Origin of the sequence: uncultured Stenotrophomonas sp. (assembly GCF_963519125.1) — a bacterium.
Lineage (GTDB): Bacteria > Pseudomonadota > Gammaproteobacteria > Xanthomonadales > Xanthomonadaceae > Stenotrophomonas.
Map to the genome: position 1 here is coordinate 140,168 of NZ_CAUQLJ010000009.1, position 26,551 is coordinate 166,718.

A 26,551-nucleotide genomic window follows, 5' to 3' on the forward strand; every position below is an offset into this window, starting at 1 on the left:
ACAAAAATCCCGCCTTTCGGCGGGATTTTTGCGTTTCACATCGAACCGATCATGCGGCCGGCTTTTCGCCGGTGGCTTCGGTGGTGATGCGGATGTTCACTTCGTCGCTGACGTTCGGGGCGTACGCGCCGACGCCGAAATCGCTGCGCTTGATGGTGGTGGTGGCGTCGAAACCAGCGGCCGGGACCTTGGCCATCGGGTGTTCGCCGCCGGCGTTGACGGTGACGTCCAGGGTCACCGGCTTGGTGATGTCCTTGATGGTCAGGTCGCCGGTGACGGTCAGCTTGTTGGTGCCGGCGGCTTCAACCTTGGTGCTCTTGAAGGTGGCGGCCGGGAACTTGGCGGCGTCGAAGAAATCGGCGCTGCGCAGGTGTTCGTCGAACTTGGCGGTGAAGCTGTTCAGGCCGCTCAGCGGCAGCTTCACTTCCACGGTGGACTTGGTCACGTCTTCGGCGTTGTACACCAGGGTGCCTTCAACGTTACCGAAGTGCGCGCTCGGGTTGGAGAAGCCGAAGTGGCTCCACTGGGCCAGCACGTCGGTGTGGCTCGGGTCCAGCTTGTAGGTGCCCGAAGCGATCTGGATGGCTTCGGCAGCCGGGGCAGCGGCCGGGGCGGCAGCGGCGTCAGCCGGGGCGGTGGCAGCAGCAGCCGGGGGCGCGTCGGCGGCCGGCGCAGCGGTTTCTTCAGCCGGCTTGGAGCAGGCGGCGATGGCCAGGGTCAGGGCCAGCGGCAGGAGCAGTTTGCGGGTAACGGTCATGGCAGATCTCTCTCGCATTCGTAGGGAAAAGGAAAAGTGATGCAACAGCCCGTCCGCACGGACGGGCCAGGGTCCGGCGGGAACGCTTATTCGATGCGGGCAGCTTCGTCGAAGGCCAGGCGAGGCAGCCGCGGGAACAGGCCCGAAGAATCACCGTAACCCAGATTGACCAGGAAATTCGACTTGATGGTGGTGCCCTTGAAGAAGGCCTCGTCCACTTTGGCCGGGTCGAAGCCGCTCATCGGGCCGGCGTCCAGGCCCAGCGCGCGTGCGGCCAGGATCAGGTAGGCGCCCTGCAGGCTCCCATTGCGGAACGCGGACTCGCGGCGGCCTTCACGCGGGCCGTCGAACCAGGCCTTGGCGTCGGTGTGCGGGAACAGGTACGGCAGCTTTTCGTGGAAATCTTCGTCGAAACCGATGATGACGGTGACCGGGGCGGCCAGGGTCTTGTCATGGTTGCCTTCGGACAGCGCCGGGCCGAGCTTGGCCTTGGCTTCGGCGGACTTCACGAACACGAAACGCGCCGGGCTCGAGTTGGCGGCCGTGGGGCCCCACTTCACCAGTTCGTACAGGGCCTTGAGCTGGCTGTCTTCCACCGGCTTGTCGAGGAAGGCGTTCTGGGTACGGGCGGTACGGAACAACTGGTCGAGCGCAGCATCGTTGAGCACGTTGGACATGAAGCCTCCGGTGGAACAGGGGTAAAGAGGAATTCCGCTCGCCGTACGCTACCTTGACCGGGCGCTGCGGTTGGCGAAGGCTCGCAGTGTAGAGTGTCGCGACTGTTGCAACACCCAGCCTTACTGAAACGAATTAATGCCACACGTGAAACGATGGAGTCCGCCCTGGACGATCACTGACGGCCGTGCCGGCAATGTGCGGCAGGCGGTGGCGCTGGCCACGGCACTGAAGCTGGGGGCCCACCGGCCGCTGGTGTTGGAACCGCGTGCGCCATGGAAATGGGTGGCACCGGGTTGGTTGCCGGGGATGGCCGGTGGCTATGGCGAGGCATTTGCGACATTGGCTGCGCAACCGCCGGAGCTGGCGGTGGGCTGTGGCCGGCAGGCGGCCGGAGCGCTGCGCGAACTGCGCGGGCGCGGCAGCAAGGTGGTGCAGATCCTGGACCCGCGCCTGGGCACGCGCCATTGGGACCTGCTGGTGGTGCCCGAACACGACCGCCTGCGCGGCAGCAACGTGCTGACGCTGCTGGGCAGCTTGAACCCGGTGGATGACGATTGGCTTTCGCTGGGGCGGGCGGCATTTGCGAGCTTCGGCGAGCTGCAGGGGCCGCGTACCGCGCTGTTGGTGGGTGGGCCGACCCCGCATGCGCCGTGGCATGAGCCGGACATGGTGAAGGTGTTCCAGCAGGTGGCTGCGCAGTTGCGTGCGGAAGGGGGCAGTTTGCTGGCGACTACGTCGCGGCGTACGCCGCCAGCCTTGGTGGGCGCGCTGCGCAGCGCGTTTGCGGATGTGCCCGGCGTGATCTGGGGCGATGGCGGCGACGGGGTGAACCCGTATGCGGGCCTATTGGGCTGGGCGGACCGGGTGGTGGTGTCGCCGGATTCGGTGAACCTGCTTTCGGAAGCGTGCGGTACGAGGCTGCCGGTGGCGGTGGCGCTGGAGAACCAGGCACAGGGGCGGATGGTGACGTTCCAGCAGGCGCTGCATGCGCGCGGACGGTTGCAGCAGCGTTGGTTGGATTGGAGTACCGCTGGGCCGATTGAACCATTGCGCGAAACCGCACGGGTGGCGGCGCAGGTGAAGGCGGCATTGGGTATCCCGGCTTAACGGCGGGCGATGGCTGGGTACCTTCGGTGCCGGGTTGCCGTTATGTTCGGGGTTCACAAGGAAGGAGCGTGCGTATGCGCTGTGCAGTGTTTGTGTTGATGGCCGTGATGTTGGCCGGTTGTTCGAGCATGCCTACCGGGCAGGACGCGGTGTCGTGGAGCTGCCACAAGGAGCTGACCGCGTACCGCAACCAGCCGCCGCGTACGGATCAGCAGAAGAAAGAGGATTGGCCGCCGGTGGATCAGCCGCCGCCGGTGAGTGAGTCGTGTGGGCGGGAGTTGAGCAGGTGAAGTCGGCAAAATGTTGGACGAAGCTATGACGCGTCAGCGGCACGAGCCGCAGGAGAACCACGCAATGGATGTGCCCCGCTCCGCTTCACCCCGCGTGTTCGCCGCGCTGCTGTTCAGCGCGCTGTTGCTGGCCGCCCCCGCCGCGCACGCCCAATCCCAACACGAATGCGTGGAGCGCCACCCTACCCCGGCGACCCTTGCCGCCATGTTCGACGTAGCCCAACGCGCCGACGAAACCCTGGAAGCGCTGGACGACGTAGACGTGGTCATCCTCGCCCGCGGCGGCCAGGACCTCAGCAAGTACGGCCTGCGCCACAGCCATCTGGCCTTCGCGGTGCGGGAGGACGATGGCAGCTGGCGTACCGTGCACCTGCTCAACCACTGCAAGTCGCCGCAGTCCACGCTGTTCCGCGAAGGGCTGAGCAACTTCATCGGTGAAACCGGCACGCATACCGACCTGCGCGTGGGTGTTCCCATCCCGGCGGTGCGCGAGGCCCTGAAGACCATGCTCACCGCGCCGGGTATCCAGGCCAAGGCGCTGCACGAGCCGCGCTACAGCGTGGTGGCCTATCCCTTCAGCGACGAATACCAGAACTCCAACCAGTGGGTGCTCGAAGTGCTGGCGGCCGCGATTGCGCAATCGCGCGACGGCACGCTGCTGGTGCGACGCGCGCAGGTGCAGACATGGTTGAAGGAACAGATGTATGAACCGAGCTCGCTGCACATCGGCGTGGGCAAGCGGCTGGGTGCGAGCTTCTTTGCGGCCAATGCCGCCACCACCGACCATCCTGCAAGTGAGCGGATTTCCGGGAACTATTCAGTGGTGACGGTGGAATCGGTGTTCGACTTCCTGCAGAAGCGTAAGGTGCTGGCGCAGGAATTGAGCGTGGCGCACGTGCCGGTGGCAGGGATGTCGGCACCGAAGCCGCAGTGATTTGTCGCGGTACCGGCACATCGCCGGTGCTGCCTATGTAGAAGGAGTTGGCATGAAGCGTTTTTCGATCCTGGCGATGGCACTGAGCGTGGCCATTGCAGCACCGCCGGCGGGCGCGCAGCACTTCACGCCCAGCCAGGTGGCCAGCAGCTACGCGGCGCTGGGCTCGTATGTGAGCATCGCGGTGATCACCGCGCCGGTGTGGCTGACAGTGGCCGGGTTCAAGGGCTCGGCCAAGAGCTCGGAGCGGCGCAGCGCGGCCAAGCGCGAAGGCGCCGGCAAGGAAGGCAAGGCGGGACCGCTGCCGCCGCTGACCGTGGAGAAGGTGGAGAAGCAGGCCGATGGTGGTTGCAAGGTTTCGCTGAAGAACCCGGAAGCCCCGAACGACCTGGCGGTGGTGCACTGGCCCGCCGGCGGCGAGACGCCCGCACCGACGCCCAATGTCGGCGATGTATTGGCCTTCACCCCCACCGAGACCGGCGCCGGCTGGATGGTGGCCGACGCCCAGGGCACGGCGCTGGCGTTCATGCCGACCACCGATGCGGCGGCGAGCAACCTGAGCGAACGCTGGTGACTGAACGGCTGCGGGGTGGCTGCGGCCGCCCCGAGCCGGGATAATCCGCCGCTTCCCTGTCTACCCCACTGGTTCGCCATGACCGCGCGCCCTGCAATCGTGTTCGCCCCGTTGACCGCCCGCTCGCTGCTGCTGGCGGTGCTGGCCATGGGCGCGGTGGTGCTGGGCTCGAACGTATTGGTGCAGTACCCGATCAACGACTGGCTGACCTGGGGCGCCTTCAGCTACCCGGTGGCGTTCCTGGTAAGCAACCTGATCAACCGCCGGTTTGGTCCGGCGGCAGCGCGGCGGGTGGCGTGGGCGGGGTTTGCGCTGGCGGTGGTGCTGAGTTTCTGGATCGCCACGCCGCGCATTGCGGTGGCGTCGTGCCTGGCGTTCATTGCCGCGCAGCTGCTGGACATCACCGTGTTCGACCGGCTGCGCCGTGGGCATTGGTGGCGCGCGCCGATGGTGGCGACAACGTGCAGTGCGACGTTGGATACGGCCATTTTCTGGAGCATCGCGTTTGCAGGGTCCAGCCTGCCGTGGGTGAGTTGGGCGGCCGGCGATCTGGCGGTGAAGCTGGCGATCGGGGTGTTCCTGTTGGCGCCGTTCCGCGCGTTGTTGTGGAAGATGGCGCCGCGGGTGGCGTGACGGGGCGGCGTATGCCCTATTCGAGGATCCGCCGATTCGGGCAATCGGCGGTAGGGTCGCACCCCGGTCGACCGCACGGGCATTGACCACGTTCGGGGAGGCATCACCTGCGAACGGAGGCGCTGTTCCGATTCTGGGTTCATGCGTTATAGAACCCGGCACCGTTATCGGCGGTCGTTTGGGAACCGACCCTACCAATGCGTGCGTCGGCATGTCATTGCATCGGTTCCGCCCAATGCATGCATCGACATGTCATTGCGTCGGTGCCGTTCCGTGCATACACCGGCGCGTCATTGCGCCGGCGCTGGCCCGAACGGCAATTCCGCTGCTTCGCACGCCGCTGTGATCACCCGCTGCGCTTCTTCCAATGCCGGCGTGGGAACCGCCAACCTCGGGCGTCTATCCAGCGTGCAGGCCAGGCCTACGTCGAGCAACGCGGCATGCGCTTCATGCAACGCTTCGCGCGTTCCGCCGGGCAACCAGGCTATCGCTGCCAGCGCATCGATCAGGCTCGGCGTGTCGCGCGGCTCCAGCACCTGCGGGTCGCTGCCCGCACTGTCGAGCACGCCGGTCTGCAACAGGAATTCGAGGTCGACGATGCCGCCTGCACCCTGCTTCAGATCCCAGCGCGCGGCGTCGCTGCGGTCCAGTTCGGTGCGCATGCGTCCGCGCATCTTCACTACGTCCGCATACAGCACTTCGCGCTCACGCGGGCGGGCCAGGGTGGTGGCACGGATCTGTTCGAAGTCGCTGAGCAGACTGGCGTCGCCGGCGATGCCGCGCGCGCGCACCAAGGCCTGGTGCTCCCAGGTCCAGGCGCGTTCGCGCTGGTATTCGGTGTAGCTGGCCAGCGAGGACACCAGCGAGCCCTTGCCGCCGTCCGGGCGCAGGCGCACGTCGATGTCGTACAGGCGGCCAGCGGCGGTGACCGCCCCAAGCAGTGCCATCACCTTCTGCGCCAAGCGCGCGTACCAACGGCCGGGGTCGAGCGGGCGCGCGCCGTTGCTGCTGTCCTGGTCGGACGGGTGGTCGTGCAGGAACACTAGGTCCAGGTCGGAACCGAAGCCGAGCTCCAGCCCACCCAGGCTGCCGTAGCCGATGATGGCAAACCGCCCGCCCGGTACTTCGCCATGCGCGCGGCGCATGTCGGCGTCGGCCATGGCGAGAGCGGTAACCACCACAGCCTGCGCAAGCTGGGCCAGTTGGCGGGTGCTGTCCACCGCACGCTGGCGGCCGTCCAGCGTGGCCAGGGCCATGCGGAAGCTGAGCGCGAGGCGGGTTTCATTGAGCAAGCGCAGGGCGGCTTCGGGGTCGTCCACCGCCAGTGCGGCATCGCACTCGGCCTGCATGGCCTCGGCGTCGGGCATCGGGCCGGAGACGCGTACGTCCAGCAGTTCGTCCAACAGCAGCGGGTAGGCAGCGATGCGCTCGGCCAGCAGCGCGCTGCGCGCGAGCACGTCGACCAGCCGGGCCAGCGCGCTGGGCTGTTCGTCGAGCAGGGCGAGGTAGCTGGTGCGACGCAGGACCGCCTGCAGCAGGCCGAGCACGCGCTTGAGCGCGGCGTCGGGCTGCGGCGAGCGGGTGGCGGCGTGCAGCAGCGCGGGCAGTACGCGGTCCAGGCGCGCGCGGGCGCTGTCGGAGAGCGACTTCACGCCCAGTGACTGGGCGAAGTCGCGCAGCGACTGGTCGGCGCCACCGGGGTCGTGGAAGCCGGCGTCGGCCAGCACCTCGGCGCTGCCGCCGTCGGGCAGGCCGCGCCAGTAGTTGGCGAGCGCGTCGGGAGCGGCCTGGCCAGCGCGCGGGGCGAGCAGCGCGCCGAATTCGGTGCTGACCCTTTCGCGCTGCACGTCCAGCGCGGCGACCAACGCGTCCCAGTCGGCGTAGCCGAGGCCGCAGGCGATGCGCAGGCGATCGGTGGCGTCGGTGGGCAGTGCGTGGGTCTGGGCGTCGCGCAGCATCTGCAGGCGGTTTTCCAGGCGGCGCAGGAAGCCGTAGGCGTGCAGCAGGTCGTCGCCGTCCTGTGGGGCCATCTGGCCGCAGGCGACCAGCGCCGGGAGTGCATGCAGCAGGCGGCGCTCGCGCAGGCTGGCTTCGCGGCCGCCGCGGATGAGCTGCAGGGCCTGCGCAAGGAATTCAATCTCGCGGATGCCGCCGGGGCCGCGCTTGATGTCGTCGAACATGTCGCGGCGCGAGACTTCGGCGGTGATCGCCGCTTTCATTTCGCGCAGGCCATCGAGCGCGGTGAAGTCGAGGTAGCGGCGGTACACGAACGGGCGCAGGGTCTGCAGCCAGGCTTCGCCGGCGTCGATGTCGCCGGCCACGGCGCGCGCCTTGAGCCAGGCGTAGCGTTCCCAATCGCGGCCTTCGCGCTGGAAGTACTGGTCCATGCCGGCGAAAGAGAGCGCGACGCGGCCGGCGCTGCCGAACGGGCGCAGGCGCAGGTCGACGCGGTGGCTGAAGCCGTCGACGGTGGTTTCGTCGAGCAGGCGGGCCAGGCGCTGGCCGAGGCGGGCGAAGTATTCCTCTGCGGCGAGCGGGCGTGGGCCATCGGATTCGCCGCCCTGCGGGTAGGCATAGACCAGGTCGACGTCGGAGCTGAAGTTGAGTTCGCCGCCGCCGAGCTTGCCGAGGCCGAACACCACCAGTTGCTGGGCGCTGCCGTCAGGCGCGCGGACCACGCCGTGGCGGGTGGCGAATTCCTGCTCGAGCGCGGCCAGGGCCAGGGCGAGGCATTCCTCGGCCAGGCGGGTGGCGCCGGCCAGGGTGGCGGGGACGTCGTCCATCCCTTCGAGGTCGCGCCAGATCAGGCGGGTGGAGCAGGCAGTGCGGTAGCGGCGCAGGCGGACCGGCCAGTCGGCGGGTTGCTGGCGGTCCAGCTCCGGGAGCGGCAGCGGGGGACAGTCGTTCTGGGTCAGATGCGACAGCAGTGCGGGCTGTCGGCACAGGGTGTCGATGGCGAAGTCGCTGGTGATGGCGAGCAGGCGGAGTTGGGCCAGGACAGGTTCCGGCGGCGGCCAGGAACCTGAGTCGTTCAGGCTGAGCGCAAGGCGGGCGAGCGCGCGGTCGACCAGGGGGACAAGGGCGGCGGGGACGGCATCGGCGGGGATCGGCATGGAACGATTATGCGGGACCCGGGACGGGTACGGGCCGGTGTTCCGGGGGACGCGGTCAGCCCCGGGCGCGTGTCGACGCGCCGCACAAACCGGCGCACGGATTCCCGGAGGCGAGGCATTAAAAAGCCCGCTAACAGCGAACTGTCAGCGGGCTCTGCTCCCTCCCCCACGTCGGGATGCAGGGCGATCTTCTAGGCTCCGCGAATAAGTTGCACGCTGCACTGCAAAACAATACTCATGGGTACAGAAGCCCCCATTTACCTGAATAGCACCTCACATGGCGGGCGAACGCCATTCCACCTTGGTCGCAGCCGGGAGGGGGGTGCGATGACGGATAATGAACTTCCCCACGAAATACCTGGTCGTCATGTCCGTTGATCGCATTGCCAACGCGCGTCTGCGCGATCGCGTTGTATCTGCCGAAGCCGCCGCCGCGCTGATCCAGCCGGGTGAAACGGTGGCCATGAGCGGTTTCACCGGCTCGGGCTACCCCAAGGCGGTGCCGGTCGCGCTGGCCCAGCGCATCGAGGCGTTCCACGCCGACAACCTGCCCTTCCAGATCAGCTTGATGACCGGCGCGTCCACCGCCCCGGAACTGGACGGCGCGCTGGCCAAGGCAGATGGCATCGCGATGCGCATGCCGTTCCAGAGCGACCCGGATGCGCGCAACCGCATCAATGCCGGGCTGCTGGATTACATCGACATCCACCTCAGCCACGTGGCCCAGCATGTGTGGTTTGGGTTCTATGGCGAGATCGATACGGCGGTGATCGAGGTTTCGGCGATCCGTGAAGACGGTTCGCTGGTGCCCTCCACGTCGGTGGGCAACAACAAGACCTGGCTGGACCTGGCCAAGAAGGTGATCGTCGAGGTCAACGACTGGCAGCCGGCCGGCGTGGACGGCATGCATGACATCTACTACGGCACCGCCCTGCCGCCGCACCGCAAGCCGATTCCGCTGGTGCACGGCAACGACCGCATTGGTGAGACCGCGCTGCGCTGCGATCCGGACAAGATCGTGGCGGTGGTGCGCACCAATGGTCCGGACCGCAACAGCCCGTTCAGTCCGATCGACAGCACCAGCGAGCAGATTGCCGCGCACCTGATCGACTTCCTGAAACACGAAGTGGCGCGCGGTCGCCTGCCGGCCAACCTGCTGCCGCTGCAGAGCGGCGTGGGCAATATTCCGAACGCGGTGTTGGCGGGGCTGGGCAAGAGCGGGTTCCGCGACCTGAGCGCGTTCACCGAGGTGATCCAGGACGGTATGCTGGACCTGCTGCGCGACGGGGTGCTGAGCTACGCCTCGTGCACCGGGTTTGCGCTGAGCCCGCAGGCCAATGAGACTTTCAAGGAACACATCGATTTCTACCGCGAGCGCATCATCATGCGCACGCAGGAGATCTCCAACCACCCGGAACTGGTGCGCCGCCTGGGCTGCATCGGCATGAACGGGATGATCGAGGTGGACCTGTACGGCAACGTCAATTCCACCCATGTGATGGGCACGCGGATCATGAACGGCATTGGCGGTTCGGGTGATTTCGCGCGCAACGGGTTCCTGTCGGCGTTCCTGAGCCCTTCAACGGCGAAGAACGGCACCATTACGGCGATCGTGCCGATGGTGAGCCATGTGGACCACACCGAGCACGATGTGTCGGTGATCGTGACCGAGCAGGGGTTGGCGGATCTGCGCGGGCTGACGCCGCGCAAGCGCGCGCGGATGGTGATTGATAATTGCGCACACCCGGAATTCCGCGATCAGTTGAACGATTATTTCGAGCGTGCGAGCCGCGATAGTTACGGCAAGCACACGCCGCATCTGTTGCCGGAAGCGTTGTCGTGGCACCAGCGGTGGCTGGATACGGGTTCGATGAAGTTTTGACGTGACGCAATAAAAACGCCGGGATTTCCCGGCGTTTTTTGTTCCGCGTGATCGATCAGCCGATGCGCAGGCTGTCCAGCGATTCCTGCTGCAGGCGTTCGTAGATCACGAACTCATCCTCGACCTTCATTCCCAGCGCCTTTTCGAACGCATCGCGATTGGAATGCGCGGCATAGGCGCGCTGCTCTTTCCCACCCAGGTTCGACTGGAAGATCCCTGCGGCGCTGACCGGCAGGAAATCTTCGTAGACGATGGGATCTGCACTGGCGAGACCGGCGCTGACCAGCGCTTCGGCCGGCAGATCGCCCACGGCGGCACGGTCGGTGCGACCGGCTTCGGTAAGCGCATACCGGTAGTAGCCCAGCCCCTCACGGCGCAGGGTGTCGTGGTCGTCCGGGAAGGCGCTGAATGCTGCTGCGAGGCGCGTGGTGTAGTCGTCACCGGTGCTGCCTGCACCGCCAGCGTCGCGCGCCTGGGCCAGCAGCTGGTCGTACAGCGCGCGACCCTTGGGAGTTAGCGCCAGGCCGCGCTGTTCGATCTCGCCGAAGCGCGCGGTGTGGGTGCCGGCGTCGCCGCCCTCGCCGTCCGGGAAGTTCACGGTTTCCTCGAGCGCCTTGAAGCTGGTCTGGCGCAGCAGGATCGGGCAGCGGCGCGGCGGCGGGCCTTCGACCACGGCCTTGGCGTCGATGCCGCGCGCGAGCATGCCGGCCTGGGCGGCGTCGATGTCCAGCGTGCGCGGGGTGAGATGGTTGATGTGCGGGCCACGGAAGCTGACCACGTCGGCGACCAGCCGGTGCGCGTTGCTCAGCGCGTCGTAGGTGGCCAGCGACACGGTGGCGTCGCTGTGCCAGCGGAAGGTTTCCAGCGCGGCGAGCACGAAGCGGCGGGCGTCGTTCTGGTCGAGACCGCCTTCGCGTTCGGCCTGGTCGATCAGGGCCAGCGCTTCGTCGGTGAAGATGCGGCGGCGCGCGAGGATGCGGGCGGATTCTTCGCGCAGCGCGGCGTCTTCGATCAGTTCCAGGCGCAGCAGCGAGGTGAACACGCGGAACGGGTTGGCGGCCAGGGCAGGCGCGGTGCGCGGGCGGAATGCGGTGGAATGCACCGGCACGCCGGCGACGGAGAGGTCGTAGTAGCCGATCGGGTACATGCCCATCACCGCGAACAGGCGGCCCAGGGTGGCGAGTTCTTCGGCGGTGCCGACGCGGATGGCGCCGTGGCGTTCCTGGGCGAGGCGGGCGCGCTCGTCATTGCGCTCGAGCTGCTCGGCCAGCGCCGGGTTCTCGGTGAGGACGGCGTCGTTGATCTCGGCCACCAGGTCGACGAGGGTGCCGTACAGCGGCACTTCGGTGCGGTACATGGTGGACATGGCCTGGGCGAACAGGCTGCGGATATCGTCGGGTGAAACGAAACGGTCGGCGCTCATTACGTACTCGGCAACGGATCACGGGGGGAACGGCAATCCCGTATTGTCGCGCAGGCCCGGGCGATCGGGCGAGGTGCAGAGCAGCATTGGGAGCCGCCAGGCAGGAGCCGTCCCCGATGATGTTCATGCCATTACCGGGCGTGGGGCGGTTATCGGCGGTCGATTGGGATGCGACCCTACCGGCGTGCGTCATGCCAATTCGATATCCGGGCCCTTACCGCGCGCGCTTGATCTCGGCGTTCGCGGCCGCACGGTCGCGCTGGGCGCGGTCGCCGAGCTGGCCTTTCAGGGTGGCGTCCAGGGTTACCGGGCGGTCCCAGTGGTCGTGGCTGGCGACGATGGCGTGGCGCAGGGTGCGCCAGTGCTGGTTGGTGGGGGTGGTGGGCAGGCTGGCGACGACGTCTGCCCAGCGCTTGGGCTCGCCCTCTTCCGGCACCGCGCGCGACCAGGCTTTTACGCTGTCGCGGCAGGAATGCTCGGTGGCCTTGGCCCAGAAACAGGCGAAGTAGATGTCGCCCGCCTGCCAGTTGTGGGTGTAGAACAGCGCGGCGATGTAGTCGCGCGAGACGCCGGCGTAGCGCGCCACTTCGTCGAGGAAGCTCTCGGGATAGCGCTCGGCGTAGTAGTTGATGTCCTGCAGTTGGGTGTCTACCCACGTATCGCCCGTGTCGACGCGATACGCGGCGGACTCGTCTGCGGTCTGCTGTGCGGCAGCCAGCAACGGCAGCCACAGCAGCAGTGCAACCAGCAGCGGGCGCAGGCGCTTCACCGGCTCAGCCGCCGGCGGCCTTCGCTTCGATGGCGCGCAGGGCCTGCGGCCAGTCGAATGCGGTGGGCGCTTCGACCATGCGCGGCTCGTCGTCGGCCACGCCATGCTGGGTTTCATGCGCCCAGGTCACGGCGTACGGGGTGTGGATGCCCCAGCCGCCAAGGGTGACCACCGGTTCGATGTCCGACCGCAGCGAGTTGCCGACCATGACGAAGCGCTCCATCGGCAGGTCGAACTCTTCCAGCACACGGGCATACGTTTCCGGGTCCTTCTCCGACACGATCTCGATTCGCGGGAACAGGTCGCGCAGGTTGGCGACCTTGATCTTGGCTTCCTGGTGGAACAGGTCGCCCTTGGTGATCAGCACCACCGGGTAATCACGCGCGATTTCGGCCACCGACTCGCGCACGCCGTCGATCAGTTCGACCGGGTGGCGCAGGGTGTCATGGCCGATATCGAGGATCAGCTGCAGGTCGCGTGCGGCGATGTTCTTTTCGGTGATCTCGATGGCCGCTTCCAGCATCGACAGGGTCATGCCCTTGACGCCGTAGCCGAACACGCCGAGGTTGCGCTGCTGCACTTCCAGCAGGTGCCGCGCGGTGGCGGTGTCGTGCACGTCGATGTAGCGCGACAGGATGTCGAGATAATCCTGCTCGGCCTTGCGGTAATAGTCCTCGCTCTTCCACAGCGTGTCGTCACCGTCAAAACCGACCAGACCGATGGCGCCGTTGGGCGTGGGCATGGAGGTCATCATCGGCCAAGGATAGCAAGCGCCGGGGTTGGACCCAATGATGCAATCGGGCAGAAGGAAGGGCGGCCGAAGCCGCCCTCCCGGGGCCATCCACCATTGTCCAGCGGGTTCAGGCCAGTTGCGCGTCAATCCTGCTGATCAGCGGCCCGGAGCGGCGTTGCCACCACCAGCGGCGCCCTGCTGGGCGGCCACGTAGGCCTTGTACTCGTCCGGCGTGAGCTTGCCGTCCTTGTTGGTGTCGGCCTGGTCGAACACCTGGGCAAGGCCGGCATTCACCTGGGCCTCGGTCTTGCTGATGGCGCCGTCACCGTCGGTGTCGACACTGGCCCAGGTCTGGCCACCACCGCCACTGGCCTGCGAGGCCTGTGCGGCCGCGCCGGTCGCCGCGTCAGCCGCGTCGCTTGCCTGGGCCGCCGACTGCTGGGCCTGCGCGGCCTGGGTCTGGGCCTGCGCTGCACTCTGCTGGGCGGTCTGGGCCATCGCCGGAATGGCCAGCACACTGCCTGCGGCGATCATCAGGGCGATCAGGGGCTTGCGGTTGCGAATAGTCATTTGGGTGGTCTCCTTGAGGGATGTTGCGCGGCTGTTGTTTCCGCACGGCCCCACACTGCCACCGCGTTTGTGAATCGATCTTGGGCGCGAATTGGCGTGCGCACGCGGTCTTAACCACACGCGCCCGGAGCTCCATTACCGCTGTGGTTACGCACAGGTGAGTGATTGGTAAGGCGCCCATTCAATCGCGCCCGATTTAACCGGATGCGAACGAAAACTCAGTCGTGGCTGGCGCTTTTTTCGCCTGAGCGCGAACTGAACAGAAGCCAGCCCAGTGCGACACCACCCAGTGCACCGACCACTTCGATCACTACGCGCGAGCCCAGTTCGTTGGGGTCATGGATGGTGGCGAGGTACATGCGCGCGAAGAACGGCGACTCGAGCCGCACGACGCCCATGTAGAACAGCTTCCATGCGTCGATGCCGGCCGAGATCACCACGGCCATGACGCAGGCCCAGCCGATGGCGTAACCCATGGACCAGCCGGCCCAGCGGCACACACGGTGCCACAGCGCGTACACCAGCAGGCCGACCAGCAGGGCGATCAGCCCGGCTTCCAGCGTGCCCAGCAATCCAAAGTGCAGCGGCAGGTTCATCGTGGTCCGTACGTTCGGTGAGCGCGCATTGTAGCGGCGTGGCTCACCGCACCGGGACGTCGAAGGCGGTACGCGGGCTGGGCTCGGGGTTGAGGGTGAAGTGCCACCACTCCTGCGGGTAGTTGGCAAAGCCCCGACGCTGCATGGCCTGCAGCAGGGTCTGCCGGTTCTGGTGCTGGGCGGGGTGACGTCGGGCGCGTCGGTATGCGCGCGCGGGCCGAAGAAGTCGAAGTCGGTGCCCATGTCGACCGGGGTGCAGGGGTCGCTGCGGCAGTCGAGCAGGCCCAGGTCGGCGGTGGCGCCGCGGCTGTGGCCGGAGGTTTCGGCGATGTACTCGCCCAGTAGCGCCGGCTTTTCCAGGCTGGGGTACTGCGTGGACTTGCGCGACTGCTCGAGCGGGTCGCGCGCCCAGTCGACGAAGGCGCGCACGGACTGCGCCGGACGGTAGCAGTCGAACAGCTGCAGGCCGTAGCCGCGTTCGCGCAGGTCGGCTTCCACCTGGGCCAGCGCGGTGGCGGCCGGGCGCAGCAGGAAGCACTTGGGCGCGTCATAGCCAGGCACCGGGCGGCCGGTGAAGTTGTTGGGCGTGGCGTAGCGCATGTCCAGATGGATGTCCGGCGACAGGGTGCGGATGTCGACCAGGCCGGCCTGCTCGGTGGTACGCACCAGTGCGATGGTGACGGGTTGTGCGTGGGCCACTGGGGTTGCCAGCGCCAGCAGCAGGCTAAGGGCAGTCGCCGGTACGGGTGAAGTGCAGGTCCTGGAAGTCATAGCTGAAGTCGATGTCCGGATCGATCGCGCGCAGGGTGAGCGCGGGCGGGCTGCCCGGCTCCACCTGCAGCCAGGGTTCGGCGTCCGCCCCGAGCGTATCCCACTGCACCAGCCAGCGGGTGTCGAGCTGCATCACGGTGCCGCGCAGGGTGGGCGATTTGTCGACGGTGAAGCGGAGGCGGCCGTTTTCCGGGCAGAGGCGGGCCTGGCCGAGCCAGGGGTCGCTGTAGAGGCCGGTGGCCTGTAGAGCCACGCCGTGCGTGGCTGCGGGATGGTCGGCGCCGCGCAGCCACGCTGGGCGTGGCTCTACCGCGGTGCGGGCATCTGTGTTTGGGCGTACATGGCCTGCGTTGCGGCGGCTGGCCTGCTCGGCCTGCAATTGCGCCGCATACCCCGCCACCGTCTGCTTCTGCTCCGGCGCGGTGTACTGCTTCAGCGCCGCCTGCATCAGCACGGTGCGCGCATCTTCGCCTTCGCCGTCGATCAGGATCACCACGCCCACCCTGCGGTCCGGCAACAACGCCAGCGAGGAATAGCTGCCTGACAGCGTGCCGGTATGCGCCACCTTCCACTGACCATCCAGGTCCGACAAACGCCAGCCGTAGCCGTAGGCGGAGAAGTGCGCGTTGTCCCAGGCGCGCTGGCGCTCGCCCAGCGGCATCGGCATGTGCGCGGTCCACAGCGCGCGGCGCTGGGTGTCGCTGAGCCAGCCAGGCACCAACGTGGGATCCAGCAGCACCTGCATCCAGCGGGTCATGTCGCGCAGGCTGCAACGGATGCCACCCGCGGCGAGCGAGGTAAGCTCGGCGGGCGCTTGGCACCCGGCCATGCCCAGCGGTGCGAATACCTCATCGCGGAGCAGCTGGTCGATCGGCTGGCCACCGGCCGCGGCGGCCACTTCGCCGGCCACCACGTACATCAGGTTGTCGTAGGCGTAGCCGCTGCGGAAGCTGGTGACCGGCTTGAGATGGGCCAGGCCGGCGATGATGTCGGCGCGGGTGTACTGGTTCTGCTCGGGCCACAGCATCAGGTCGCCTGCGCCCAGGCCCAGGCCGCTGTTGTGGATGAGCAGGTCACGCACCTGCATGTGTTCGGTGACCCACGGGTCGAACATGCGGAACCGTGGCAGGTGCTTGATGACCGGGTCGTCCCAGGCCAGCACGCCGCGGTCGACCAGCCGCGCGAGCACGGCGGCGGTCATGGCCTTGCTGTTGGAGGCGATCCGGAACTGGGGGTTGGCGTTGATGGGCTCGCCGCGTTCGCCGCGCGTGCCGGTGAACACGACCTCGCCGTTCTCCACGACGGCCATGGCAATGCCAGGGAGACGGTACTGCTCGACGGTGCTGTCGAGCATGGGCGCAAACGTCGACGGCTCAGACGCTGCGGCGGGCAGTGACGCAGCCAGTGCAACGGTCAACAGCAACGGGCGAAGCGCGAGCATGTCCGGTGATTCCAGGGTGGAGAAAATGCCGGGCCGCAGCGTGTCCTGCGGCCCGGCGGTGGTGCAGCGATCAGAAGTTCCAGGTCGCCATCAGCTGGGTGTAGCGCGGGGCCTGCCAGCGCGTCCCGGTGTTGAAGGTGTTCTCGCGGTACTGGCCCGGCTGGGCTTCGTACCGCTGGTGTACGTTGATGACGGTCTGGTTGTTGAACAGATTGAACACCGACAGCCGCACGCTCAGGTCGATGCCCTCCACCGGCAGGCGCCAGGTGACATTCGCGCCCATGGTCCAGGTCCACGGCAGGCGACCGTAGGCGCCGCGCGGGGTGTAGTCGAACTGGCGCTGGTCGTACGGGCCGGAACAGTTGGCCACGCACAGCCAGCCGGTGCCACCGCCGCCGCTTTCGTTGGAGGTGCTGCCGCCGGCCACGGTATCGCCCGGCCACATCACGCCGAAGGCGGTGATCGGGCCCCCGGACTGCACCTGCAGGGTGGTACCGAACGACCACATTTCGTTCAACGCATACGCCGCGCGCAGCTTGAACTGATGGCGGAAGTCATTGAACAGCACGCCATAGCGTTCGTTGTTGGAGGGGTGGTCCCAGTGCTGGACCATGCCGGTGTCGCCATAGCCGGTATCGGAATTGACCGGCCCTTCGAAGTTGCCGTCGCTGCGCGACCACAGGTACGACGCGTTGAACAGCCACTTCTCGTCCCAGCCGCGGTCGAGCTGGAATTCCAGCGCCTTGTAGGTGCGCTTGGGCTTGGAGTAACCGACCACTTCGCCGCTGCCGCCCTTGCGGTAGCCGCTGTTGGCGGTGTCGATGGTGATCCAGCCTTCGGTGGCGCAGCCGATGCTGGAGTCGCCCCAGATGGTCAGGCTTTCGCCCGGGTTGGCGATCGGCCACAGGGTGGTACCGGTCGGGCCGCACGGGGTGTAGTTCAGGCGCAGGTCGTCCAGCGCGCGGTCCATGGTGCGGTAGGTCGCGTTGACGCCCCACGACCAGGCCTGGTTGATCATGCTCTGGAAGCCCAGGATGTATTCGTCCTGGTACACCGCCTTGAGGTCGCGGTCCACGCTCTGGCGCAGGTCGGCGGCACCGGTGTTCATGCGGGTGTCGACCGGGCCGATCTGCTGGCCGATGATCGGCGCCGCGTACGGCGCGCCGGTGACCGGGTTGGCCTGCTGCTGCCAGCCGTCGAGCACGAAGTAGGAGTACTCGTCGGTGAGGCCGCCGGCGAAGTTGACGTTGATGTTGTTGGTCACCGGCAGGTAGTAGCGGCCGGCGTTACCGAACAGCTTGGTGGTGGCGTCGCCCTTCACGTCCCAGGAGAAGCCCACGCGCGGCGCGATGAGGTCGTCCATCTTGATGAAGGCGTCGCCGTCGGCGGTGCGGTTTTCGAAGCGATCCCAGCGCACGCCCAGGTTGAGCATGAGGTTGGGTGTGATGTTCCAGATGTCTTCAAGATAGAAGGCATTCGCTTCGGTTTCGAAGGTACCGCCCGAGACGCGGTTGCGGCCACGCAGCATCTCGGTCACGCCCGGCGGTACGAACGCGTTGGCGCCGTCCCACACTTCGTCGCCCGGGCGGGCCACGTAGGCGGTGTAGCTGAGCTGGCTCGGCCCCGGATAGCGGGTGGACTGCTCGGTGGTCATCAGCTCGCGGTCCACGCCGAAGCGCAGCAGGTGGCGGCCGAGCTGCCATTCGAAGTCCAGGCGGGCCACGTCGCGGGTGTCGTCGCGTTCGGCCACGGCGGCGCCGGTCGGGTGGCAGCCCGGGCGCAGGCCGTTGAGCTTGCCCAGTCGAGAGGCGTAACTGGCGTCGGTGAACACCGGGCTGCAGGCTTCGTCCAGCGAGGAGCTGGTGAAGGCACGCTGGTTGTTCTGGCCGACCATGGCGCGCGCGGTGAAGGTTTCACCGAAGTGGCCGGTATAGGTGGCCGAGTAGTTGCGGCCGCCGCTCTCGGTGACCGAATCGCCGCCCCACTGGCCGATCTCGTTCTCGTCCCAGTCGTAGTTGTAGGAACCGTTGGTGACATCGCCTTCGTCGGAGAACGCGAGCAGCGCGATGCTGTGGTTGTCGGTGATGTTCCAGTCGAGCTTGGCGCCCCAGAAGCCGTTGTCGGCTTCGTTCTTGAACCAGGTAAGGGCGTCGTTGGAGGTGTTGTGGCCGCTGTCGTTGCGATCTTCGTACATCGCGAACAGGAACAGCTTGTCCTGCACGAGGGCGCCGGAGCCCCACACGTTGGTCTTGAAGAACGAGCTGTCGTCACGGCTGGCGTAGGAATGCGGCGTGCCGTCGCGATGGAAGTGGTCGCGCCCGCTGGAGCGCCACGCGCTCGGCTCGGCGGTGATCTCGATACCGCCCTTGAGTTCGTTGCTGCCCGAGCGGGTCACGGCGTTGATCACGCCGCCAGTGGAACGGCCGAACTCCACCGAGTAGCCGCCGGTCTTGACCTGGAACTCGTTGAAGAACGCGAACGGTGCGCTGGAGAAGCCACGCCGGGTGTACATGTCGGTGACGTTGAGACCGTTGATGAACACCGCGTTCTCGGCCACCGAGGAACCCGCGAACGACAGTCCGCCAAAGGTGGAATTGCCGCCGACAACGCCGGGGGCGAGCAGCGCCACCGCGGACAGGTCCTGCGCCACCGGCAGGCGCTCCAGTTCCTGGCGGTTGACGTTGAACGAGGTTTCGGTGGTGGACACGTCCACCCGGTTGACCACGCGTGTGCCGACTACCTGCAGCGCGTCGAGGTTGACCACGCCGCCGCCACTGCCCAGGTTGACCGTGGTGGTGCCGCCGATGGCCACGCTCACCGCAACCGGCTCACCGAGGTTCTGGCCGTCGCGGCTGAGCTGCAACTGGTAGTCGCCCACCGGCAGCTGGCCCAGGCGATAGGTGCCGTCGGCGCTGGCGGTGACCGTGCGGGTCTGCCCGGTACTGGTGCTGACCACGGTGATCTGGTCGCCAGCGCTGGCCCGACCGGCCACGGCACCACTGACGGCCTGTGCGAATGCCACGGTGGGCACCAGGCTGCCCAGACACGCCCCCAACGCGACGCACAGCGCCGCCCGCTTCAAACCGTTCGCTTTCATTCCCTGCTCTCTCCTTCAAGGGTGAAATGGTGATGTTGCTGATTAGTGCGAGGACTTCACCGGCACGACGTGCGACTGGAAGTCGTAATTCCATTGATCGAAGTACAGGTTGCCGCCGGACCATTCGACTTCGCCGCGCTGCGAGTCGACGGTGTCCGAGCGCGGATGTCGTTTGGCCGGTTGCAGCGGTTGCTGGAAATCGTCGTTGAAGGCGATGCGGTAGGCGTCGAGCCCACCGAAATAGAAGTCGCGCAGGGCCGGGTCGGCGCTCTTCAGGCGGCCGGTGGTGACGTCCATCGGCACCCAGCCGTACGGGGCGAGGTACAGCGCGCCCCAGTCGTGCAGGTTGTTGTAGCCCACCTTGTCATCGGAATAGACCATGCCCGACTGCCAGCGCGCGGGAATGCCGTTGAGGCGCAGCAGGGCGATCAACAGCAGCGTCTGCTGGCCGCAGTCGGCGTGGCCGGCATGCAGGGCGTAGTCACTGATGTTGGAGAGGGTGGAGTACTCGCGCGCACCGGCCCAGGGGATCTGGTCGACGGCGTCGAACAGCTTCTGGGCGATGGCATACGGGTTGGTTTCTGTACCGACCACGCGCTGCGAGAACGCGCGCAGGGCCGGCGTGAACACCACGTGCGGTGGCTGCTCAGCCAGGTAGGGCTGCAGTGCCGGATCGTTCGGGGTCGGCAGCACCTTGGCCGGGTCGATGGCGATGTGGCGCGCGTACACGGTGACCGCGTAGCGGATCTCGAAGCGGGTCGGCTTTCCGGCCACGGCCTTCTGCTGCAGGTGCACGGTGCGCTGCTGGGCCGATTCGGGGGCTATCTCCGCGCCCTGTTGCGGGGCGATCCAGGTGATGTCTTCCTGCTGGCCGGCGATGGCGCGCGGGTACGGGATCCACGCCTGCAGCTGTTCGCCGGCGGGTACGACGTCGGGCTTGACCGTGATCGACTGGGTGACTTCGACACGGCGCGGCACCAGGCTGGTCGCGCTGGTTTCCCTGGCTGCGGCGATGATCTCGTAGTGGTGTGGCGCGAGGTTCTCGTACGGGCCGTCGGTGGGCAGCGGCACGTTGGGGGCGCGGCGTGCGCGTGCTTCGGCACTCACCCGGAAAAGATTGGACGGCGCGCGTTTGAAGTAACGGCGCTGGCCGTCGATGTCCAGGTGTTCGATCAGGCCGGCGGCGTCCCAGCGCGCGAATTCGTCATCGCGAAGGTCCGGAATCTGCTTGCGCACCTGGGCCTTCGCCTGTGCCTGGTCCAGGCTGAAATCCAACCGCATGCGGCGCATGCGCTCGCGCTGGAACGCATACGCGGCCCGCTGCTCCGTGCTGAGCGAAGGGTCTGCCAGCCGGTCGGTGATGACCGCCTCGGCCGCGGCGAACTGGCCCTGGTCGATCTGCACGATCAGCGCGTCCTCGGCCAGCACCGGCGTCTGCAACGACGCCAGGCCCAGCAGCAGGCACGCCGTGGCGGCGCGACGGGCGAAGGTCGAGGCAGAACGCGGTTTGCTAACGGGCAGATCCACAGCGACACTTCCCAACGTGCGGGTGGTAATCGCTGTGTAACACGGGCCTGACAGGGGGTCAATAATTTATTCTTGCTTTCGCTGAAAAAAGGAATAAATATTCCTGACGCTTCCGAGGAGGATGACCGCTCCATGATCCAGGCTTCCCCCCGCCGCCCCGCGCGGCTTGCGTGGCCGGCACGCGTAGTGCTGGCGGCGATGCTGGCCCTGCCCGGCACTGCCGCGTGGGCCGAGGCTTCGGTTGCGACCGCCCCGGATTTCGGCGGCGTGGTCGGGCTGCGCGAGGCCTACCTGGACCCTGCGTTCTGGGCCGCGCGGCTGCCCGATGCGGACCGGGTGATCCTGGACCGGGCCGGCATTGAAGCGCAGAACGCGCGCATGCGCGCCAAAGACGGCTCCATTCACGACCTGCGGGCATTGCCCGCGTCGCTGCCGCGCGCGCAGGTGCTGGCCGATATCCAGAAGCTGTCGCGCTGGCCGGAAAAGGCGCTGTTCGGTGTGGACGGGCAGCCGGTTGCCGCGACGGCGCGCAGCAGCATCGAGGCCAACCTGGCACTGGCTGCGATTCCCGCCGCCCGACCGCTGCAGTACGGACTGGTGACCCACCGCGCCGACCTGCGCGCATTCCCGACCGCGCTGCGGGTGTTCACCTCGCAGGACGACACCGACATCGACCGCTTCCAGGAGTCCGCGCTGTTCCCGGGCGATGCGGTGGCGGTGCTGCATGAAAGCGCGGATGGAAAGTGGCTGTTCATCACCAGCGAGCGCTATTCGGCCTGGATCGAGAAACGCTTTGTAGGAATCGGCGATGCGGCCACGGTGCTCGGTTACGGCCAGCACGGCCCGTATCGGGTGGTGACCGGCGCGACCGCGTTCACTGCGTTCACGCCTGAGGAACCGCGCGTGTCGCGGTTGCAGCTGGACATGGGCGTGCGCCTGCCGGTGCTGGCCGACTGGCCCCAGGCGCAGACCGTGAACGGCCAGCAGGCACATGCCGCGCACGTGGTGCAGCTGCCGGTGCGCAATGCCGACGGCTCGCTTGCCTTGGTGCCGGCGCTGCTGCCGCGCTCGCAGGACACCGCCGCCGATTACCTGCCGCTGACCCCGCGCAACCTGCTCAACCAGGCCTTCAAATTCCTGGGCGAGCGCTATGGCTGGGGTCACTCGTATGACACCCGCGACTGCAGCGGCTTCGTTTCGGAGATTTACCGCAGCTTTGGCGTGCTGATGCCGCGCAATACCAGCGCGCAGGCGGTGAGCCCGGCGCTGGACCGCATCGCCTTCACCGCGGCGGACAACAAAGCCAAACGCAACGCCGCCGCGCAGCAGTTGCAGGTGGGCGACCTGGTCTACATCCCGGGCCATGTGATGGTCACCATCGGCCAGCTGGACGGACAGACCTGGATGATCCACGACACCTCCGGTGGCAGCTGGTTCGGGCCGGCCGGCACCCGCGTACAGGCACACCTCAATGGGGTATCGGTGACCCCGCTGCAGCCGATGATGGCCAGCGACACCGTCAGTTACATCGACCGCATCACCAACATCCAGCGCATCCGGCCCCAGACTCCTTGATGAAAATCACCGACATTGAACTTGGCATGCTGCGCGTGCCGCTGAAAACCCCGTTCAAAACCGCATTGCGCACCGTGGATACGGTGGAAGACGTGGTGGTGCTGGTCCGCACCGACAGCGGTCATACCGGTTACGGTGAAGCGCCGGCCACGGCCGTGATCACCGGCGATACCCACGGGTCGATCGTCGAAGCAATCGACCGCTTCATCAAGCCTCGCCTGATCGGTCAGGAAGTGGCGAACCTCAACCGCATCTGCGCGCTGATCCAGTCGTCGATGGAGCGCAATACCAGCGCCAAGGCGGCGGTGGAGATCGCGGTGTACGACCTGTGGGCGCAGCTGCACGGCGCACCGCTGTACCAGATGCTGGGCGGTGGGGACCCGGTGATCACCACCGACATCACCATCAGCGTGGACTACATCGACAAGATGGTGGCCGATTCGCTGTCGGCCATCGACCGGGGTTTCGAGTCGCTGAAGATCAAGGTCGGCAAGGACATCGGGCTGGACATCGAGCGGGTCAAGGCGATCCATGCGGCGGTGCAGGGTCGTGCACTGCTGCGCCTGGACGCCAACCAGGGCTGGACTGCCAAGCAGGCGGTACATGCCATGCGAACGCTGGAAGACGCCGGGGTGGTGCTGGAACTGCTGGAGCAGCCGGTGAAGGCGGCCGACATCAGCGGGCTCAAGTATGTGACCGACCGGGTCAATACGCCGGTGATGGCCGATGAGAGCGTGTTCAACCCGGGCCAGGTGTTCGACCTGATCCAGCAGCGCGCGGCGGACATCATCAACATCAAGCTGATGAAGACCGGTGGGCTCTCCAACGCGATCCGGATTGCCGACATCGCCGCCATCTACGGCGTGCCGTGCATGATCGGCTGCATGATCGAGTCGAGCATCAGCGTGGCGGCAGCGGTGCACCTGGCGGTGGCCAAGAGCGAGATCATCACCAAGGTGGACCTGGACGGGCCGTCACTGGGACAGTTCAATCCGGTCACCGGCGGGGTACATTTCAACGAGTCCGAGATCACCATCAGCGATGCGCCGGGGTTGGGCATCACAGAGGTGCGAGGATTGGAGATGTTGAAACCGCCCACATGGTGAAGCGCGCATGCCGCCCCTGGTGAAAATCCGCTCCGAGCGTGACCACATGTCGGCGATCGAACGCCGCATTGCCGACTTCATCCTCGACAACGCCCACCTGCTGCGCGACTACTCCTCGCAGCAGTTGGCCAGCGCGCTGGGGATCAGCCAGTCCAGCGTGGTCAAGTTCAGCCAGAAGCTGGGCTTCAAGGGCTACCCGGACCTGAAGTATTCCATCGGCCAGGCGGTAGCCCGCGCCGGCAATGAGGGCGGCACCAGCCCCCCAACCGCCGCCCCGGCCAACGATTACGACCAGCTGGCCGAGCGCCTGCGCCTGAGCCGCACGGCGGCCGACGAGGAAACCCGGCTGGCCAATCCGCAGGCCGACGTGGAGGCGATCGTGCGGCTGATCGACGACGCGCCCAAGTTGTTCGTGTACGGGCTGGGCGACGACGGGCTGTACGCGCGTGAATTCGCGATGCGCCTCTCGCTGCTGGGCATGCTCACCGTGCACCACGCCGACCCGATCCTGATGATGGCCAACCTCTCGGCCGCGCGCCCCGGGGATGTGCTGCTGGTGTTCTCCGAATTCGGCAAGCTGCCGCAGCTGTTCCAGCTGTCGCGCCAGTTCCAGGACATGGGCGGCAAAGTGGTGTCGATCACCCGGCACAGTGCCAACCCGTTGCGCGCGCATGCCGACGGCGCGCTGGTGGTGTGCGCGCACGATCCGGCGCCGCACGTGGCGCAACTGTTGTACCGTTCTGCCTTGCAGTCGCTGCTGGACTTCGTGTTCGTGCTGCTCTGCCACGCCAACCCGGACCGCCACCGCCAGCTCGGGGTGAACCTGGAACGGATCGAACACCTGATCGATACCTGATTGCCGGAGCCTGCCCGATGCTGTCGTTGCTGCGTACCGCTGTTGCCGCCGTGCTGGTTGCCAGTGCCCTGCCCGTTGCCGCGCTGACCCCGGCGGTGGCGCCGCTGCAGGACCACCGGCAGATGATCGTGGTCACCACCGATGGGTGGGACGCCACCCAGGGCCGGCTGCAGGCGTATGCGCGCACGGCGAAGGGCTGGCAGGCGCAGGGTGAGGCGTTTGCTGTGGCGGTGGGCCGCACGGGCAGCGCATGGGGCGTTGGCCTGGTGCCGGCGGCCAACGGCGACGGACCGCAGCAGCCCGGCGAACCGGTCAAGCAGGAAGGCGACGGGCGCAGCCCGGCCGGCATCTTCACCATCGGCACCGCGTTCGGCTACGCCGACAAGGCCACCACGTCCCTGCCCTACCAGCCGATGCTGGACAGCAGCTACTGCATGGACGTGCCGGATTCGAAGTACTACAACCGTATCGTGGATGCGGACGTGGTGGGTGCCGAGGCGGTGGAAGGCTCCACCGAGCCGATGCGACTGGACCTGCACAACAAGGGCGACGTGCGGTATCGCCAGGGCTTCGTGATCGAACACAACCCCGCTGCCGAACCGCGCCGGGGCAGCTGCATCTTCGCGCATCTGTGGCGCACGCCCGGTGAGGCCACGGCCGGTTGCACCGCGATGCAGCCCGAGCACATGGCGGCGCTGCTGAAATGGCTGGACCCGGCGCAGAAGCCGGTGTTCGTGCTGCTGCCGCGCGCGCAGTACCAGCGCCTGCAACAGGACTGGCAGTTGCCGGTGCTCGCCGGGGCCGCTGAATGAGCGCCACGCCCGAACCGCAACTGGAACGCGCGGTCAGCCGCTGGCAGATCGTGGGGCTGTCGATCAACGATGTGGTCGGCAGTGGCATCTACCTGCTGCCGGCAGCCACGGTGCTCCTGCTGGGCCCATTCAGCCTGTGGGGCGTGGTCGCGGCGGGCATCGTCGTGGCGCTGCTGGTGCTGTGCTACGCGCAGGCGGCCAGTTACTTCGACGAGCCGGGTGGCAGTTACCTGTATGCACGCGAGGCGTTCGGTCGCTTTGCCGGGTTCGAGATCGGCTGGATGATCTGGTTGACCCGGATCAGCTCCGCGGCGGCGCTGAGCAATGCACTGGCCGATGCGGTGGCGCGGTTCTGGCCGTGGGCCGGGCATGACCTCGGACGGGTGCTGGTGATCGTGGCGTCGCTGGGCTTCCTGACCGCGGTGAACGTGGCCGGGGTACGTTCGGCGGCGCGGACCGGGATCGTGCTGGTGATCGGCAAGATGCTGCCGCTGCTGCTGTTCGTGGCGATCGGTGCGTTCTACGTGGACACCGACCTGGCGTTCTCCGGCACCCGCCCGGATCCGCATGACCTGCAGCGCATGGGCGAGGCGGCGTTGCTGTTGCTGTATGCCTATGCGGGGTTCGAGAACATTCCGGCTGCGGCGGGCGAGTACCGCAACCCGCGCCGGGATATTCCGTTCGCGTTGATCACGATGATCATCACGGTCACGGTGATCTACGGCGCAGTGCAGTTCATCGCGCAGGGCACGCTGCCGGGACTGGCTGATTCGGCCACGCCGTTGGCCGATGCGGCGGCGGGGTTCGGCGGTGAGGCGCTGGCGTTGATCCTGACCGTGGGTGCGACGATCTCGATCCTGGGCACCAACAGCAACACGATGATGATGGGGCCGCGCTTCCTGTTCGCGCTGGCCCGCGACGGGTATGGGCCGAAGCTGCTGGCGCAGGTGCACCCGCGCTTCCGCACGCCGGCGGCGGCGATCGTCACCCAGGGGTTGATCGCACTGGTGCTGGCGTTGTCGGGTTCGTTCGTGCAGCTGGCGTTGTTGTCAATGACCACGCGGTTGTTCGCGTATATCGGTACGGCGGCGGCGGTGATCGTACTGGCGCGGCGGTTTCGCGATCGCCCCGGTGCGTTGAAGTTGCCCGGTGGTCCGTTGATTCCGATCCTGGCGCTGGTGCTGTGCCTGGCGTTGTTCGCGAGCGCGAGCTGGCAGAACATCGCGGCTGCGTTGATCGCGTTTGCGGTGGGGGCGGTCATCTATCTGCTGCCCCGAAAAAACACCGGTTGACCGGTAGTGCCACGC

Annotated in this window: 21 protein-coding genes and 1 pseudogene; 10 read left to right on the plus strand and 12 right to left on the minus strand. The window is 67.1% G+C overall.

Annotation, left to right across the window (positions count from 1 at the left end):
* Positions 1-49: 49 nt before the first annotated feature.
* Entirely contained in the window at positions 50-757 is a 708-nt protein-coding gene (locus tag RYM47_RS09895; RefSeq protein WP_315387580.1) for a YceI family protein, read from the minus strand.
* Between the two features lie 86 nt (positions 758-843).
* Positions 844-1,434 carry a malonic semialdehyde reductase gene (locus RYM47_RS09900; RefSeq protein WP_315387582.1) on the minus strand — a complete coding sequence of 197 codons (591 nt, stop codon included), beginning with the start codon at positions 1,432-1,434 and terminating at the stop codon, positions 844-846.
* Positions 1,435-1,570: 136 nt separating this feature from the next.
* Here RYM47_RS09900 and RYM47_RS09905 point away from each other — a divergent pair, with 136 nt between their 5' ends.
* From RYM47_RS09905 to RYM47_RS09920, 4 genes are all read left to right on the plus strand, one after another.
* On the plus strand, positions 1,571-2,542 hold the full coding sequence (locus RYM47_RS09905; protein WP_315387584.1) for a mitochondrial fission ELM1 family protein: 972 nt from the start codon (positions 1,571-1,573) through the stop codon (positions 2,540-2,542).
* A 354-nt stretch (positions 2,543-2,896) separates the two neighbouring features.
* Positions 2,897-3,766: a DUF2145 domain-containing protein gene (locus RYM47_RS09910; protein ID WP_315387585.1), complete on the plus strand. Its 870-nt coding sequence runs from the start codon at positions 2,897-2,899 to the stop codon at positions 3,764-3,766.
* A gap of 52 nt (positions 3,767-3,818) precedes the next feature.
* A complete protein-coding gene (locus tag RYM47_RS09915; RefSeq protein ID WP_315387586.1) occupies positions 3,819-4,340 on the plus strand; it encodes a hypothetical protein in 522 nt (173 codons plus the stop codon).
* A 78-nt stretch (positions 4,341-4,418) separates the two neighbouring features.
* A complete protein-coding gene (locus RYM47_RS09920) occupies positions 4,419-4,973 on the plus strand; it encodes a queuosine precursor transporter (RefSeq protein ID WP_315387587.1) in 555 nt (184 codons plus the stop codon).
* Positions 4,974-5,263: 290 nt separating this feature from the next.
* On the opposite strand, the gene glnE is transcribed toward RYM47_RS09920, so the two are convergent.
* The gene (gene glnE, locus RYM47_RS09925; RefSeq protein WP_315387588.1) at positions 5,264-8,086 is read right to left on the minus strand and encodes a bifunctional [glutamate--ammonia ligase]-adenylyl-L-tyrosine phosphorylase/[glutamate--ammonia-ligase] adenylyltransferase; all 2,823 of its coding nucleotides are present in this window, start codon (positions 8,084-8,086) and stop codon (positions 5,264-5,266) included.
* 367 nt (positions 8,087-8,453) lie between these two features.
* Between glnE and RYM47_RS09930 the strand changes: the two genes are divergently transcribed.
* Positions 8,454-9,968 carry an acetyl-CoA hydrolase/transferase family protein gene (locus RYM47_RS09930; protein ID WP_315387589.1) on the plus strand — a complete coding sequence of 505 codons (1,515 nt, stop codon included), beginning with the start codon at positions 8,454-8,456 and terminating at the stop codon, positions 9,966-9,968.
* Positions 9,969-10,023: 55 nt separating this feature from the next.
* Here RYM47_RS09930 and RYM47_RS09935 read toward each other — a convergent pair whose 3' ends face one another.
* From RYM47_RS09935 to RYM47_RS09975, 9 genes and pseudogenes are all read right to left on the minus strand, one after another.
* Positions 10,024-11,391, minus strand: coding sequence for a VOC family protein (locus RYM47_RS09935; RefSeq protein ID WP_315387590.1), 1,368 nt, complete (start codon positions 11,389-11,391; stop codon positions 10,024-10,026).
* Positions 11,392-11,605: 214 nt separating this feature from the next.
* Positions 11,606-12,160 (minus strand): hypothetical protein, encoded by a 555-nt coding sequence (locus RYM47_RS09940; RefSeq protein ID WP_315387591.1) that lies wholly within the window; start codon positions 12,158-12,160, stop codon positions 11,606-11,608.
* 4 nt (positions 12,161-12,164) lie between these two features.
* Entirely contained in the window at positions 12,165-12,914 is a 750-nt protein-coding gene (locus tag RYM47_RS09945) for an HAD family hydrolase (protein ID WP_311183644.1), read from the minus strand.
* 135 nt (positions 12,915-13,049) lie between these two features.
* Positions 13,050-13,463: a calcium-binding protein gene (locus RYM47_RS09950; protein ID WP_102946612.1), complete on the minus strand. Its 414-nt coding sequence runs from the start codon at positions 13,461-13,463 to the stop codon at positions 13,050-13,052.
* Positions 13,464-13,681: 218 nt separating this feature from the next.
* The gene (locus tag RYM47_RS09955) at positions 13,682-14,059 is read right to left on the minus strand and encodes a hypothetical protein (protein ID WP_315387592.1); all 378 of its coding nucleotides are present in this window, start codon (positions 14,057-14,059) and stop codon (positions 13,682-13,684) included.
* Between the two features lie 43 nt (positions 14,060-14,102).
* Positions 14,103-14,830: pseudogene (locus tag RYM47_RS09960) on the minus strand (M15 family metallopeptidase).
* Positions 14,784-16,271 (minus strand): serine hydrolase domain-containing protein, encoded by a 1,488-nt coding sequence (locus RYM47_RS09965; RefSeq protein WP_315387593.1) that lies wholly within the window; start codon positions 16,269-16,271, stop codon positions 14,784-14,786. Before RYM47_RS09965 ends, RYM47_RS09960 begins: the two are co-directional and overlap by 47 nt.
* A 70-nt stretch (positions 16,272-16,341) precedes the next feature.
* Positions 16,342-19,368 (minus strand): TonB-dependent receptor, encoded by a 3,027-nt coding sequence (locus RYM47_RS09970; RefSeq protein WP_315387594.1) that lies wholly within the window; start codon positions 19,366-19,368, stop codon positions 16,342-16,344.
* 42 nt (positions 19,369-19,410) lie between these two features.
* Positions 19,411-20,826, minus strand: coding sequence for a transglutaminase domain-containing protein (locus tag RYM47_RS09975; RefSeq protein WP_315387653.1), 1,416 nt, complete (start codon positions 20,824-20,826; stop codon positions 19,411-19,413).
* 201 nt (positions 20,827-21,027) lie between these two features.
* Between RYM47_RS09975 and RYM47_RS09980 the strand changes: the two genes are divergently transcribed.
* The 5 genes from RYM47_RS09980 to RYM47_RS10000 are packed head-to-tail and all read left to right on the plus strand — an operon-like array spanning position 21,028 to position 26,536.
* A complete protein-coding gene (locus tag RYM47_RS09980; protein ID WP_315387595.1) occupies positions 21,028-22,470 on the plus strand; it encodes an SH3 domain-containing protein in 1,443 nt (480 codons plus the stop codon).
* Entirely contained in the window at positions 22,470-23,576 is a 1,107-nt protein-coding gene (locus RYM47_RS09985; RefSeq protein ID WP_315387596.1) for a dipeptide epimerase, read from the plus strand. Before RYM47_RS09980 ends, RYM47_RS09985 begins: the two co-directional genes overlap by 1 nt.
* 7 nt (positions 23,577-23,583) lie before the next feature.
* Positions 23,584-24,432: a MurR/RpiR family transcriptional regulator gene (locus RYM47_RS09990; protein ID WP_315387597.1), complete on the plus strand. Its 849-nt coding sequence runs from the start codon at positions 23,584-23,586 to the stop codon at positions 24,430-24,432.
* Between the two features lie 17 nt (positions 24,433-24,449).
* Entirely contained in the window at positions 24,450-25,244 is a 795-nt protein-coding gene (locus tag RYM47_RS09995; RefSeq protein WP_315387598.1) for a L,D-transpeptidase family protein, read from the plus strand.
* On the plus strand, positions 25,241-26,536 hold the full coding sequence (locus RYM47_RS10000; protein ID WP_315387600.1) for an amino acid permease: 1,296 nt from the start codon (positions 25,241-25,243) through the stop codon (positions 26,534-26,536). The genes RYM47_RS09995 and RYM47_RS10000 overlap by 4 nt, the downstream gene beginning before the upstream one ends.
* Positions 26,537-26,551: the final 15 nt, after the last annotated feature.